General features: G+C 67.8%; 12 protein-coding genes. 6 read left to right on the top strand and 6 right to left on the bottom strand.

Features of this window, described 5'->3' with window-relative positions; translation table 11 throughout:
- Positions 1-16 precede the first annotated feature (16 nt).
- Positions 17-424: a copper resistance CopC family protein gene (locus HNP47_RS12805; protein ID WP_052004988.1), complete on the top strand. Its 408-nt coding sequence runs from the start codon at positions 17-19 to the stop codon at positions 422-424.
- A gap of 140 nt (positions 425-564) precedes the next feature.
- Here HNP47_RS12805 and HNP47_RS12800 read toward each other — a convergent pair whose 3' ends face one another.
- From HNP47_RS12800 to HNP47_RS12775, 6 genes are all read right to left on the bottom strand, one after another.
- Positions 565-1,338 carry an HAD family hydrolase gene (locus HNP47_RS12800; RefSeq protein WP_164952667.1) on the bottom strand — a complete coding sequence of 258 codons (774 nt, stop codon included), beginning with the start codon at positions 1,336-1,338 and terminating at the stop codon, positions 565-567.
- A 171-nt stretch (positions 1,339-1,509) separates the two neighbouring features.
- Complete coding sequence (locus tag HNP47_RS12795; RefSeq protein WP_245159369.1) at positions 1,510-3,033, bottom strand: copper resistance protein B; 1,524 nt, start codon at positions 3,031-3,033, stop codon at positions 1,510-1,512.
- Complete coding sequence (locus tag HNP47_RS12790) at positions 3,030-4,892, bottom strand: copper resistance system multicopper oxidase (RefSeq protein WP_112863189.1); 1,863 nt, start codon at positions 4,890-4,892, stop codon at positions 3,030-3,032. Before HNP47_RS12790 ends, HNP47_RS12795 begins: the two co-directional genes overlap by 4 nt.
- A gap of 137 nt (positions 4,893-5,029) precedes the next feature.
- Positions 5,030-5,500, bottom strand: coding sequence for a DUF305 domain-containing protein (locus HNP47_RS12785; RefSeq protein WP_112863190.1), 471 nt, complete (start codon positions 5,498-5,500; stop codon positions 5,030-5,032).
- 55 nt (positions 5,501-5,555) lie between these two features.
- Entirely contained in the window at positions 5,556-6,236 is a 681-nt protein-coding gene (locus HNP47_RS12780) for a DUF305 domain-containing protein (RefSeq protein WP_052004990.1), read from the bottom strand.
- A 281-nt stretch (positions 6,237-6,517) separates the two neighbouring features.
- Positions 6,518-8,866, bottom strand: coding sequence for a heavy metal translocating P-type ATPase (locus HNP47_RS12775; RefSeq protein WP_409360161.1), 2,349 nt, complete (start codon positions 8,864-8,866; stop codon positions 6,518-6,520).
- Between the two features lie 107 nt (positions 8,867-8,973).
- Between HNP47_RS12775 and HNP47_RS12770 the strand changes: the two genes are divergently transcribed.
- The 5 genes from HNP47_RS12770 (at position 8,974) to HNP47_RS12750 (ending at position 14,644) form a co-directional block, all read left to right on the top strand.
- Positions 8,974-9,249, top strand: coding sequence for a metal-sensitive transcriptional regulator (locus HNP47_RS12770; protein WP_088582502.1), 276 nt, complete (start codon positions 8,974-8,976; stop codon positions 9,247-9,249).
- An 879-nt stretch (positions 9,250-10,128) separates the two neighbouring features.
- On the top strand, positions 10,129-11,253 hold the full coding sequence (locus HNP47_RS12765; protein ID WP_088582501.1) for an acyltransferase: 1,125 nt from the start codon (positions 10,129-10,131) through the stop codon (positions 11,251-11,253).
- Positions 11,254-11,568: 315 nt separating this feature from the next.
- Positions 11,569-12,015 (top strand): hypothetical protein, encoded by a 447-nt coding sequence (locus tag HNP47_RS12760; protein ID WP_088582500.1) that lies wholly within the window; start codon positions 11,569-11,571, stop codon positions 12,013-12,015.
- Positions 12,016-12,068: 53 nt separating this feature from the next.
- Positions 12,069-13,385: a TolC family protein gene (locus HNP47_RS12755; RefSeq protein ID WP_184279850.1), complete on the top strand. Its 1,317-nt coding sequence runs from the start codon at positions 12,069-12,071 to the stop codon at positions 13,383-13,385.
- Positions 13,382-14,644 (top strand): efflux RND transporter periplasmic adaptor subunit, encoded by a 1,263-nt coding sequence (locus tag HNP47_RS12750; protein WP_035308110.1) that lies wholly within the window; start codon positions 13,382-13,384, stop codon positions 14,642-14,644. Before HNP47_RS12755 ends, HNP47_RS12750 begins: the two co-directional genes overlap by 4 nt.
- Positions 14,645-14,650: the final 6 nt, after the last annotated feature.

Here is a 14,650-nt window from a genome sequence, read left to right as displayed (position 1 = left end):
CATCAGGAAGTCTCTCATGAACCGTTCAATCCTCACCAGCCTGGCCGCTCTGGCGGCGCTGGCTCCCGTCTCCCTCGCCCAGGCCCAGAGCCATTCGCACGCGGGCATGTCGGCGCAGGATCACGCCGCCATGCAGGCCCCCGCCAACGGCGTCGTCACCGCGCCCGCGGACAACGCCATGCTAGCGGTCGCGCCGACGACCTTCTCGGCGACGTTCCCGCACGCCATGACCCTGACCTCTCTCAGGCTGACGGGCCCTGACGCCCGGTCCATCGACGTGGCTGTGGTCGACGACGCGGCGCCGGTCACCACGGTCAGCGCGCCCCTCCCCATCCTGGCCCCCGGATCCTATTCCGCCGCCTGGGCCGCGAAGGGCGCCGACGGCCACCAGATGAACGGCCTCGTCCGTTTCATGGTTCACTGAGGGATCGGCCTCCCGCCTCCTGAGGGGCCGAAGCCGGATGTGGAAGGAACGCCGCGCGACCTGCCGCGCGGCGTTTTTCCGTCGTCGATCAGCGGTCGGCTCCCCGGCTGACCCCTCGCGATGGTCTTTCAGCCCTGGGCTCAGTCGGCGCGCCGTGATCGCCGGCCGGCGCGATCCATCCGGCCGGGGGGCGAACTACGCTCCTGAAGGTGGGGCGCCAAGCTCGCCAATGTCCGGGTCACAACGTGGGCGTCGCCGAAACCGCGTCCTACAGCTTGGCCAGCCTCCGGGTCGTACAGAATGGTGAAACAGCCCAGCGCCTTGGCCGGGCGAATGTCCCATTCCAGACTGTCTCCGACGACACAGACCTCGGGCGGATCGACGTTCAAGGCGGCAAACACTCGCCTGAACGCGCCCGGATCGGGCTTGCCAACGCCGACCTCGCCTTCAATCTGGATATGATGGAAACGCGAAGCCAGACCGAAACGCTCGATCTTGGCGCGCTGCAGTGGACCGGCGCCGTTGGTGAGCAGCGCGAGCCGGTATCCAGCGTCCCGCAGTTGGACCAACACGGCGTCCGCCTTGGGTTCGAGCCGCATCTGCCGGTCGCGATGGAGGCTGAAGGCGTCGGCGATGCGCTCTGCGATCTCGGGAGATACCGTTGGACTACTGTCGCGCCGCAAGGCCTCGAAGGCTTTGGCTGCGATGACGCGCCGGGCCTGCTTCGGGTCTGCGCGGCCCACGGCGTGGCTGTCCGGATCGCTCCAGAAGGCCCGCCCCGCCTCCGTCAGGGCGCGCGCTGCAACGTCCGGAGCGAGGTCGCCAAGCTCGGTCTGGTATACCTGACAGACGCTGCGCCACGCCAGATCAGGGCGGCGATAGGCTGAGAGCAGGGTGTCATCCAGATCGATCACGACGGCCCGGATCCGCCGCCCCGCTGTCATTGGACAACACCGGGCCGGTCACCGGCCGGCGCAAGGCACAGGCTGTAGCGAGGCCCTGGCCCCGGCGGGGGCGTCCTGACAACCGACCCGTTGCGTGCCTGTGGGGGCGCCGGCGTCAAGACAAGACCCGCCGCCGCTTCGCTAGAACCACGCCCGAATGCCGACGACCAGCCGGGTGTCTTCCGAGCTTCGCCCGTCAGCTTCCAGGAAGTCCGCCGTATTGCCGAAGCTCTTGGTCCATTCGACGCCGACATAGGGTGCGAATTCCTTGCGGAACTCGTAGCGCAAGCGGGCCCCGATCTGGAGCGTCGACAGGCCGGACCCGATCCGGAGTTCGGGGATGTCCTCCGCCGACAGCACCACCTCGGCCCGGGGCTGCACGATCCAGCGATTGGTGATCCGCTGATCATATTCGGCCTCCGCCCTCGCCGTCAGTTCGCCCTTGTTGGACAGGAAGGCCGCCGCATCGACCTCGAACCAGTAGGGCGCCAGACCCTGAATGCCGACGACCAGATCGGTCCGGTCGCCCTCGGGCCGGTAGGTCTGCCGCAGGCCGGTCTGGAAGTCGAAGAAGGGCCGGAACGCCCGGCTGTAAAGGGCTTGGACCTCGGCTTCCTCGACCTCGCCGTCGAAGTCGCCCTCGACTTCCGACTTCCACCAGAAGCGGTTGATGTCGCCGCCGGTCCAGCCCTGCGCGTCCAGCGCGTAGCCTTCTTCGCCGTCTCCGAAACTCGCTTCGAGCTGGTCGATGATCACCGCGGTGGTCCGCACGTCGCCATTCTCGACGCGAAGCTGTTCGCGGGCCGCCGCCATCTCCGCGGGATCGAACAGGGTATCGGCGGCGTGAGCGGGGCCGCTGGTCGCCCCGGGCGGAAGGGGCATTTCCGGAGGGCGTCCCGGGTTGTCCGCGCTGGTCGGCACGTCGGGCGGCATCGCCATGGCCGACATGTCATGACCCGGGGGCATCTGCCCCATGGTCGACATGTCATGTCCCGCCGGCATGGCCGACGCGGGCGCGGTCTGCCGCATCGTTGACATGTCGTGCCCGGCGTGGGGATCCGGCTGAGCGGCGGCGGCCGGCTGCTGGCCGCTCTGCATGGTCGACATGTCATGTCCCGCCGGCATGGCCGGCGCCGGCGCGGTCTGGCCCATCGTCGACATGTCATGTCCGGCGTGGGGATCCGGCTGACCGGCGGCGGCCGGCCGCTGGCCGCTCTGCATGGTCGACATGTCGTGGCCCGCCGGCGTGGCCGGCGCGGGCGCGGTCTGCCGCATCGTCGACATGTCGTGCCCGGCGTGGGGATCCGGCTGACCGGCGGCGGCCGGCTGTTGGCCGCTCTGCATGGTCGACATGTCATGTCCCGCCGGCATGGCCGGCGCGGGCGCGGTCTGGCTCATCGTCGACATGTCGTGCCCGGCGTGGGGATCCGCCGACGCCGGCGCGCGCTCGGGCACGGCGCCGGTCGGGCAGACCGGCGCCCCGGGCGTTCCGACGCGGGACGGATCCGCCGTCGGCGCGCCGCGCCGGACGCAACCGGCGGGCAGCTGGACGGCGGTCTGGACGGCGTTAGCCGCCGCGCCGTGCCCGGCGTGGCTCTGGGCGAACACCGGGCCGGCCGAGGCCGCGAGGAGCAGAGGGACGAGACCCACGGACCGACGGATCATGACGAGGCTCCTGACATCGGGCGGACGGTGACGACGTTGAACATGCCCGCGTGCATGTGCATCAGCATGTGACAGTGGAAGGCCCAGTCCCCGGGATTGTCGGCGGTCAGGTCAAAGGTGACCTTGCCGCCGGGGAGAACGTTGACCGTATGCTTCAGCGGTTGGTGGCCCGCCGGTCCGCCGGTCACCAGTTCGAAGAAGTGGCCGTGCAGATGGATGGGGTGGGCCATCATGGTGTCGTTGACCAGGGTCACCCTCACCCGCTCGTTCCGCTCAAAGCGGATCGGCTCGACCAGTTCGCTGAACTTCCTCCCGTCGAAGCCCCACATGAACCGCTCCATGTTGCCGGTCAGGTGGATCTCCATGGTCCGCGACGGGGGACGCTGGTCCTTGTTGGGCGTCAGCGAGACCAGGTCGGTGTAGACCAGCACGCGGTGGGGTACGTCGGCCAGTCCCGTCGGGCGCTCGCCCATGCGGTTGGCCGGCGCCATGGCGATGGCGTCCACGCCGACCCCCACCGCCATGTCCGGCGGGGCGTTGGCGGGATCGCGCATGTTCATGCCGGCCATGGAGCCGTGGTCCATCCCGGTCATCGCACCCGTGGACTGGGGCGCCATGGCGCCGTGATCCATCCCGGCCATGGTGCCGCCGGAGGCGCCGGTCATGGCGCTATGATCCATCCCCGCCATGGCGCCGCCCGGCTGGCCCCCCATCGAGCCGTGGTCCATGCCGCCCATGCCGCCCATGTCCCCCATGCCCATGTCCTTCATGGTCAGGTTGGGAACCTCGCGGAGCGGCGGAACCTCGGCGGTCATCCCCAGGCGCGGAGCAAGGGTCGCCCGCCCCATGCCGGAACGGTCAATGGCTTCCGACACGATGGTGTAGGCCCGGTCCTCGGTCGGCCGGACGATAACGTCATAGGTCTCGGCGACGGAGATCTGGAACTCGTCGGTCTCGACCGGACGCACGTTCTCGCCGTCGGCCTGGACCACCGTCATCGGCAGGCCGGGGATGCGGACGTTGAAGATCGACATGGCCGAGGCGTTGATGATGCGCAGTCGCACCCGTTCGCCGGGTCGGAACAGGCCGGTCCAGTTCTCCTGCGGGCCGTGTCCATTGATCAGATAGGTGTAGGTCGTCCCATTCACGTCGAGGATGTCGCGCGGGTCCATCCGCATCTGGCCCCACATGCGCCGTTCTTCCAGGCTCATGCGGTCCTCGCCGGAGAAGAGGCCCGCCAGGGTCGTGCGCTGCCGGTTGAAGTAGCCGGGGCTCTTCTTCAGCTTGTCGAGGATTTCGTGCGGATGCATGAAACTCCAGTCCGACAGGACCAGCACATGCTCGCGGTCGTAGGCGACCGGATCGGCGCCGGCCGGATCGATGACGATCGGCCCGTAGTGGCCGAGCGCCTCCTGCAGGCCGGAGTGGCTGTGATACCAGAAGGTGCCGGACTGCCTGATCGGAAACTCGTAGACGAAGGTCTCGCGCGGCTTGATGCCTGGGAAGCTGATCCCGGGCACCCCGTCCATCTGGAAGGGTAGAAGAAACCCATGCCAGTGGATCGAGGTGTCTTCGTCCAGGGTGTTCGTCACCGCCAGACGGACGTTCTGGCCTTCGCGCAGCCGCAACACCGGCGCCGGCAGCACGCCGTTGATGGTCGTGGCCGTCGCGGTGCGCCCGTTCACGGTGAAGGGCGTCTGACCGATGGTCAGATCGATATTCGGCCCAGTCAGGGTAGGCAGGTCCGACCGCAGCCCCGGCGAGCCCGTCTGCGCCCAGGCGGGCATCAGGCCCTGCAAGGCGGCGAGACCGCCGCCCGCGACGGCGCCGCGCAGCAGCAGTCGACGATCCAGCTTCATAAGATACTCCTTAAAGTCAGAACCGCGCCTCGGCGAGGCGACGATCTATATGGTTTTACGCAGGCGACCCGGTCGCCCCTCGCGACACGCTGCCGCAGAGCCGACCGGGCCGGAAACTCCCGTCGCCTAGCGCTGGATCAGCGCCGCGCCAGAAGAGCCTTCATCTGGGCGATCTCCTGTTCCTGGGAGCGGACGATTTCCTCGCACAGACCGAGCACTTCCGGATCCGTCAGCGAGGCTTGCTGGCACATCAGGATGGCGCCGGAGTGGTGCGGGATCATCGAACGCAGGAACTCCGTGTCTCCCACCGCCGCCTGGGTCCGCATACCCCAGAAGCTGACCGCAAACACCAGGGCGGCAGCCCCGCCGATCAGCAGATTCGTCCGTTTCGACGGATACATCGACCGCATGAACACCAGCATGAGGATCGCCATAGGCGAGACCATCATCAGCGTCATGTAGACGTTGTTGAGGTTGAAATAGAAGTGATTGAGGGACGCGATCATCGTGTACATCACCAGGTACATGATGATGAAATCCAAGACGAGCTCGAAGCCGAAGGAACGGTAGCTCCCCTTCATGGCGTGCATGGTCTTCATGTTTTCCATCGATTGTTCTTCCTCTACTCGCAAATCTGCAACGGGACTTCTCGCCGACGCCGGATCATCCTGCGCTGGCGGGATGAGCCTCCAGCCAGGCGCGCAGCTCCGCGATGTCCGCGGTCTGCATCTCGATCGTCTTCTGCGCCATGCGCCGGATGTCGGCGTCCTGGCTTTCGCGCAGCACCACCTGGGCCATGTCGAGGGCGCCCTGGTGATGCGCGATCATCTTGCGAGCCCAGGTCTGGTCCGTGTCGACCCCGGTCGCGGCCATCATGGCCTCCATCATTTTCGCTTCGGCCGGCGCGAACGGCGGCTCACCGCCTCCGCCCGGCGCTGCCGCACCGGCTGCGGCCCCCACGTTTGTTTCGAGCCAACGCTGGAGCTCGGCGATGTCCCCGGTCTGCATCTCGACGGTCTTCTGCGCCATCCGGCGAATGTCGGCATCCCGCGTGTCGCGCAGCACGATCTGGGACATATCGAGGGCGCCTTGGTGATGGGGGATCATCTTGCGGGCCCATGCCTCTCCGGCGCTGGCTCCCGTCGCCGACCTCATGGCCTCGTGCATCCTCGCCTCGGCGGCGGAGAAGGGCGTCTGCGCCATCGCCATGGGCTCCGGAGTCTGCGCCGACTCGTCGGCCTTGGAGGCCGCCGGCGGCTCGGCGGCCGGGCTGCACGCCGCCACGAGGAGAGCGGAACAGCCGGCGAGCAGAACGGACGAGCGTGTGAAGGTCAGGTTGAACATCGGGTGTCTCCGGCGTGGGGCGGCGCCGGCGAATCGGCCGGCGGCTAGTTGACGAAAGCGCCGCGGGGCGGCGGCGGGACGCGGACTTGAACCGGGATCTCGGCGCCGTTGCGCAACCGGACATGAACGCCAGTTAAATCCGGGTCCTCCGACACGGTTCCGCCTTGATCAAATATACCCGAACGCTGTTGGATCAGGCGAGGGATCGGCTGCCGGAGTGCGTAATGGCGCAAACGCCGGTCGTCGCCTTCTCCTGGCCCCGGTCCCCCATGCCGCCCCCGTTAAAGTCTGACCGCACGAAGCCGCAGCGCATTGCCGATGACGCTCACGGAGGACAGGGCCATCGCCAACGCCGCCAGAGCCGGCGACAGCAGGAGGCCGAAGACCGGGTACAGCAGCCCCGCCGCGACCGGGATGCCCAGGGCGTTGTACCCGAAGGCGAAGACGAGATTCTGGCGAATGTTGCTCATCACCGCCTTCGACAGCTTGCGGGCCCGGACGATGCCCTGGAGGTCGCCCCCCAGCAGGGTGACGCCGGCGCTCTCGATCGCCACGTCGGAACCTGCGCCCATGGCCACACCAACATCGGCGGCGGCCAGGGCCGGGGCATCGTTGACCCCGTCGCCAGCCATGGCGACGATCCGGCCCTCGGCGCGCAGCCGCTCGACGACCGCCGCCTTGTCCTGCGGCAGGACCTCGGCCTGGACGTCGTCTATGCCGAGCCGGCGCGCCACCGCCTCGGCCGTGGTCCGGTTATCCCCGGTCATCATCACCAGGCGCAGGCCCGCGGCCTTCAGATCGCGAATGGCCCCGGCGGTCGTCGCCTTGACCGGGTCGGCGATGCCGAGGACGCCGGCCGCGGCCCCGTCCACGGCCACGAAGATCGCGGTGGCGCCGTCCTGGCGTAGCGCCTCGGCCTCGGCCTCGAGGGCGGCGACATCGACGCCGATCTCGCCGAGGTAGCGGCCGTTGCCGAGCGCCACGCGGCGGCCGTCGACCACCCCGGTGACGCCACGCCCGACCGGGCTGTCGAACTCCGAGGCCTCCGACAGCGCGAGCTTGCGATCCGTCGCGGCGCGGACGACGGCGTCGGCCAGCGGATGTTCGCTGGCCCGCTCCAGACTGGCGGAGAGTCTCAGAAGCTCGGTCTCGTCGAACCCGGCGGCGGGCCGGATGGCCGTCACCGACGGTCGCCCCTCCGTCAGGGTACCGGTCTTGTCGAGCACCAAGGTGTCGACCTTTTCGAAACGCTCCAGCGCCTCGGCGTTCTTGATCAGCACCCCGGCGTGGGCGCCGCGCCCCACCCCGACCATGATCGAGATCGGCGTGGCCAGGCCCAGGGCGCAGGGACAGGCGATGATCAGCACCGACACCGCGGCGACGAGGGCGTAGGACAGGCGCGGCTCCGGACCGATCAGGCCCCAGACGACGGCGGCGAGAACCGCGATGGCGATCACGGCCGGCACGAACCAGCCGGACACCTTGTCGGCCAGCCGCTGGATCGGCGCGCGGCTGCGCTGGGCCTGGGCCACCATCTGGACGATCTGCGCCAGAAGGGTGTCGGCGCCCACCTTGTCGGCCCGCATCACGAACGAGCCGGTCTTGTTGAGCGATCCGGCGACGACCTTGTCGCCGACGTCCTTGGTCACCGGCATGGATTCACCCGTGACGAGGGACTCGTCGATGGTCACCCGACCGTCCAGAATCTCGCCATCGACCGCCACCTTCTCGCCGGGGCGGACGCGCAGCCGGTCTCCGACGGCGACCATGTCGAGCGTGACGTCCTCGTCGCCGCCGTCGTCACGGAGCCGCCGCGCGGTCTTGGGCGCCAAATCAAGCAGCGCCCGGATGGCGCCGGACGTCTGTTCGCGGGCGCGCAGCTCAAGAATCTGGCCCACCAGAACCAGGACGGTGATGATGGCCGCTGCCTCGAAATAGACCGGCGCGCTGCCGTCCATCCGGCGGACCGCCGCCGGGAACAGAGCCGGCGCCAGCACCGCGACCACGCTGTAGATCCAGGCCGCGCCGACGCCGATGGCGATCAGGGTGAACATGTTGAGGCTGCGGTTGCGGAGGGAAGCCCAGCCCCGCTGGAAGAACGGCCAGCCGGCCCACAGCACCACGGGCGTCGCCAGCGCGAACTGGATCCAGTTGGAGGTTTGGCCCGAAATCCGCATCGCCAGTCCGGTCAGATGGCCGCCCATCTCGAGCGCGAAGACGGGCAGGGTCAGGACCGCGGCAACCCAGAGGCGGCGGGTGAAGTCGATCAGTTCGTGATTGACCGGCGCCTCGGCGGTGACGGTCTCCGGCTCCAGCGCCATGCCGCAGATCGGGCAGGAGCCCGGGCCCTCCTGGCGCACCTCCGGATGCATCGGGCAGGTGTAGATGGCGCCCGGGATGACAGGCGCCGGTTGCCGGGCCTCGCCGAGATAGCGGTCCGGATCGGCGATGAATTTGGTCCGGCAGCCCGCCGAACAGAAGAAATAGTCCTTATCGTCGTGGGCCGCCCGATGCGCTGTGGTCGCCGGATCGACGGTCATGCCGCAGACCGGATCGACCGCCTTCGCGCCGCTGTCCGCCGATTTGGCCGAACAGCAGCTGTGGTCGGGCGGATGCGAAGGGGAGGGCATGGACATGGCGGGCTCCTTGAAACAGCTGGACGCCATATATACCCTAAGGGGGTATCGCGCAAGGCGCTGTCCTGGGGTAGGGTCGAACGGTCAGAGCGAGGAATTGGATGCAGACGGAAACAAAACCCAAGGTGTTGAACCGCCTGAACCGGATCGAGGGCCAGGTGCGCGGCATCGCCCGGATGGTCGAGGAGGACCGCTACTGCGTGGAGGTCCTCACCCAGCTCCAGGCCGTACGGGCGGCCCTGCTGCGCGTCGAGAGCGAGGTGCTCAGAGACCACCTTGACCACTGCGTCATGGGGGCGATGACCGGCGACGATCTCTCCGATCGCAAGGCCAAGGCCACAGAACTGATCGACCTTCTCGGACGCGCCTCGCGCTAGCGCAGGACATTTCCCTAGACATCCCGTCGGATTGGTTCGGCGAGCGTCTTAAAATATCCTCTCGGGTAGTCGGGCCGACCGCCGATCTGGCCTGCCCGGGGCGTGTGGACCCCGGACCGGAAACTTGCCCAAGAGATGATCCCACAGGCTGGTGAACAGGCCGAAAAACCCACGGAAAATCACGGGAGCGTAGCAAAGACGTGGAGCCTGCATCTGCGCCTAGGCCAGGACCTTGAGGCGCCGACCGCCCAGGCTCCCGGGCGACGGCTCCGGGCGCCGGGTCCTCAGACGGCTTGAGGAGCGCCCCTTCAAGGCGTGCATCCAGCTTACATACCTTGACGCCGAGCTGTTCTTTGAAGCCCGCCACGATGCGGTCCGGCTGGGCCTCAGGGCTCGACAGGGCCGTCGGAGAGGGCGGAATGACGAGGCGAGGGCCGGCCGATCAGCGCCAGAAGGCCCGATGACGATCGCCTGACGGCTCAGGGCGGACGGTCGTCCAGAACCACGCGGACCGAGCCCGCGCGAGCCACGGTCAGCTGGATTGCGACATGGGTGGGCGACGTGGTCTTCGTGCGCGCCCGCATAGACGGCCCATCCATCGCCCATGGAGAAAACCGCGCTCGATGAGATCCAGGCCATCGTTCACCACGGCCCGCGCTGAACTGTGGGCTGAGCCGGTGGCGCGCGTCATCGCGCCTTCCGATGAAACCTGCAAGCCGACCGCCATGAGCCCGCGAGCGGCGCAGGATCAGATCATGGCCTTTTCTCCAGCGCGGCAGGCCTGACCCCCGGATGCGAGAGGATGAGGGATGGCGGCGACCGATGCGTAGACCAATTAAGCGGTCCGTCCTGTGCCGCCCGCCGTGGGGGCCATCGTTCATGACGTCCGTTTCTCCGACTCACGAAGGCTACCCGGCTGATCTGAGGGCCCTGACCAGCCTGCGGGCCTTCCTGGCCATGGGCGTGGTGCTGTTCCACTACCAGCTTCAGTGGGATCCGGCCCTGGGCTACAGCCCGATCATCGAGCGAAGCCGGCTGGGGGTCGACGCCTTCTTCATGCTGTCGGGCTTCATTCTGGCCCACGTCTACGGCCCCGCTTTCGCCGCAGGAACGTTCAGCTACAGGCGCTTCCTCGTGGCCCGCTTGGCTCGGCTCTATCCCCTCCATCTGGCGATTTTAGGCGGTGTTCTGATCATGGTGCTCGGAGCTTCAATCTCTGGCGTTCCGTTCGATCTCTCGACCTACACGACAGAGGGCTTCTTCAAGACCCTGTTCCTGGTACAGGCGTGGTTTCCAAGCGAAATCGGATACAATTGGAGCGGCCCGTCCTGGTCGCTCTCGGCGGAATGGTTCGCCTATCTGCTGTTCCCGGCCTACGCCCTTCTCTCCATCCGGATGAGACATCGTCCTTGGTTCCTGCTCGGCTTGGGCATCGTCAGCTATGTTGTCATCGACGCGGCCTACGTCTCAACCTTCGGCAAGGTTCTGCCTCGGGCCGAGGACGACATGGGCATCTTGCGCATAGCGCCGGCCTTTCTGATCGGCATGGCGCTCTACGGCTTGGGCCATCGCTGGCGCTGGAGCCGGCCCGTCGCCATCGCCGCCGCCCTGGCTGCTACCCTCGTGTTGCTCGGCGCTATGCAGCTGTCGTTGGACGACCGGATCATCGTCGCCCTCTCAGCCCCCGTTATCCTGACCTGGTCCCTGCTCGCACGCGCGGACTGCGAGGGGCCTCTCGCCGCCCCTGCGCTGGTTTTCGCCGGTGAAGCCTCCTTCGCCCTCTATCTCGTGCACATGCCCGTCCTCGTCGCCTTCAAGGGCGTGGTCGCCGAACTGCGCGGCATCGACAGCGCCTTCCGCATCACGCCAGTCGAACTGGCAGGGTTGTTCGTCGTCACGGCGCTGATCGCGGCGGCCCTGCATCTGCTCGTTGAGAAACCTGGGCGAACCTGGATCCGACGCCGGTTCGAAAGCCGGCGAGCCCGGCCCGCAGCGCCGGCCTGACCCCGGGCCACGAGACGTGGGTACTGCCTCGGCGTCGGTCAATCCCGACCGGTCGGCGCCGCACTGGCGCCGCAGCGACCCGCAGCCCACCAAGAAAACATTTTGAGAATGATAGTGAGTCACTCCCATGCCGCCCCTTACCACGACTGGCGGATCGATCAATGTTCGCATCGTCGCAGCCGTCAACGGAGCTCCCGACCTCCGCCATCACGTATCCACCTGAAGGACGAATCCTAGCCATATCGTGATGCGGCAACCTCGACCGTTGCCATTGGGATCGGGTCGCACTATGGCGGATGAAGGAGCCGTTCAATCTTGTCTCGCCTGTTTCGCACCATTTGCGTCAGCCTGTGCGCCGCCCTCGTGGCGACGTTGAGCCTGCATGGGGTTCAGGAAGGGCGGCACCAGATTGCCCATGCGTCGGATTGGCCGGCAGTCGCGATCGGCCACGGTGATCACGCAGAGATCGCGGACGTCGATCATGGCTCGCTGCACGTCCATATCGCCCCCGACGCGCCGGCCGAGGATCCACTGGATCAAGCCGAAGACGGCGAAGACGAGGGCGAGGCCGGGCGTCCAGCAAGCCATCACCACCATACGAGCGGCGACAGCCACACCGCCATCCCGATCCTCAACCGCGATCTGAGCCCCCTCGTCGCCATGAACGCCGTGCTGATCCAGCCGGCGGGCGATGGCGCACGTCCGGCCCACGACGGCGACGGGCCTGAATACCCTCCCAGACGGACGCGCACGATCATCTGATCCGACGCGGCCAATCGGTCGCGCGTGCACCCCCGTTTCCCGGAGAGAATCCCTTGAAGACCCCATCGTCCGGCATTGCCGGGCCGTGGGCGCGACTGACGGCCGTGTCGGCCCTCGCGCTCATTCTGGCGGCCTCGCTGCCGCCGACCCTTGCTGTCGCACAGGATGCGGCGGCCACGTCCACCGCGCCTGTACTGTCGCTGGACGAGGCGCTGCGTCGAGCCGCCCTGGTCGATCCCTCACTGGCACCGACCCAGGCCCGGCGACAGGCGTCGCGGGCAGCCGTGCGTCAGGCGGACGTTCGTCCCAACCCCACGCTTGGGGTGATGGTCGAGAACTTTCCGACCATCGGCGGAGGCGACCTGTTCCGTCGGACCGAGACCACGCTCACAGTCGAGCAACGGTTCGAGCGGGGCGGTGACAGGTCCGCCCGTGTCTCTCTCGCCGAAGCCGAAGGGCTGCTGGTCGACGCCACCGCGCGCATTCGCCAGTTGGACCGGCTCGAACAGGTGCAGCGCGCCTGGGCGGAAGCTCTGGCGGCTCAGGCCGAGTTGGAGATCGCCCGCGAGCGCCTTGACCTCGCCGAACGGTTCCAGACCGAGGTCGGTCGCCGCGTGGACATGGCGCGCGATCCTCTGTTCGCCGGGGCGCGCGCCGAGGCCGAACTGGCTCAGGCCCAGATCGACTTCGATCAGGCCGGGATTACCGTCCGGGTCGCCAACATTTCGCTGGCCCGGTTCTGGGATGGGTCATCGGACTTCACCCTTGGCGCCGAGACCTTCGCCGACACCCGGTCGGCGCTCGACGTCACGGATGGGGTCGCCCAGGCGGACCTGGACATCTTCGTCGCACAGCGCGACATCGCCGTCGCCCGGGTGGCGGTGGAGACGGCCCGCGCCCGGTCGGACGCCACGGTCAGCGCCGGCGTCCGTCACTTCGGGGACGGCAACGACCTCGGCTTTGTCGTCGGCGCGTCGATTCCCCTTGGTCGCTACGACCAGAACCTCGGGGCCATCGACCGCGCCCGAGCGGAGGGGCTGGCCGCCGAGGGTGATCTCGCCGCCGCCCGCATCGACCGTGAACGTGAGATCGCGCGCCTGCAGGTTCAGGTCATGGCCCGAGCCAGCGAAGCTCGCAGGATCGGGCAGGAAACCCTTCCCCAGGCCGAGCGCGCCGTCGTTCTGGTGCGCGACGGCTTCAACAGGGGCGGCTTCACCTACAACGACGTCATCTCCGCCCAGACCGCCCTGCTGCAGACCCGCGCCCGCCGCGTCGCGGTGCTCAAGCAATTCCATATCGATCGCGCCCGCCTCGACAGACTGACCGGCGCGCACGGCGACCTGATCCTCGCCCTGGAGACTCAACCATGATCCGCCTGACACCTTCGCGGCGCTGGCTCGTTGCGTCTGCGATCGTCCTCGCCTTCGCCGCCGCCGCTTGCGGAGACAAGCCCGCCGAAAAGGCAGGCGAAAACGGCGAGGCTGCCGCCGCCGACTATGAGCGTGGCCCTCACCGAGGCCGGATGCTCCGCGACGGAGACTTCGCCCTTGAGATCACCATCTTCGAGGAAGGACCAGAGCCCCTGTTCCGGCTCTATCCCTATCTGAAGGACAAGCCGCTCGATCCACGTCAGGTCCAGGCGACCATGGCCCTGACCCGTCTCGGGCCGAAGGTCGATCGGTTCACCTTCATCCCGACCGAGGACTATCTCGCCAGCCCCGGTGTCGTCTCCGAGCCGCACTCCTTCGACGTGGCGGTCGCGGCGACCCAGAACGGCAAGCGATCGACCTGGGCCTACCAGTCCTATGAGGGTCGCACCGTCATCTCAGCCGACGCCGCCCGCGCCGGTGGCGTCACCACGCAGCGCGCCGGTTCCGCAGTCCTGGGCGAGTCTCTGCCGTTGAGCGGTCGGGTCGAGATCACGCCTGAGGGCCAGAGCGATGTCTTCGCCCGCTATCCGGGTCGGGTGATGGCGTTGAACGTCGAACTGGGCCAGCGCGTATCGCGAGGCCAGGTTGTGGCGCGGGTCGAGTCCAGCGAGAGCCTCCAGACCTATTCCGTCACCGCGCCGATCTCCGGCGTCATCATGGCCAAGAACGTCAACGCCGGGGCCATCACCGGCGCGGGCGGCGAGCCGATGCTGGTGATCGGCGACCCAACCCGCCTCCATGCCGAGTTCGCCCTCTATCCGCGCGATGCAGAACGTGTCCGCCGGGGCCAGCGGGTCGAGGTCACCAGTCTGGCAGGTGACCACCGTTTCAATGGCGTCATCGAAACCATCCTGCCCGGCTCTGATCCGATGAGCCAGACCCTGATCGCCCATGTCGAACTGGCCTATCAGGGCGGCGTCTGGCGGCCGGGCCTGGGAGTACAGGGCACCGTTCAGGTCGGTGAGGGTGCAGTGCCTCTCGCCGTCCAGACCAAGGCCATCCAGCCGTTCCGCGATTTCCAGGTCGTCTACGCCAAGGTCGGCAACACCTATGAGGTGCGGATGCTCGAACTGGGCCGAAGGACCGACGAGTGGACCGAGGTGCTTGGCGGGCTCGAACCCCGAACCGAATACGTCGTGGACGGCGCCTTCCTCATTCGCGCGGACATCGAAAAGTCCGGCGCGAGCCATGATCACTAGGGGGCG

The organism is Brevundimonas vesicularis (assembly GCF_014204545.1).
Classification (GTDB): Bacteria; Pseudomonadota; Alphaproteobacteria; order Caulobacterales; family Caulobacteraceae; genus Brevundimonas; species Brevundimonas vesicularis_B.
Note: the sequence above shows the minus strand (reverse complement) of the source record. Positions and strands in the feature narration are given on the sequence as shown.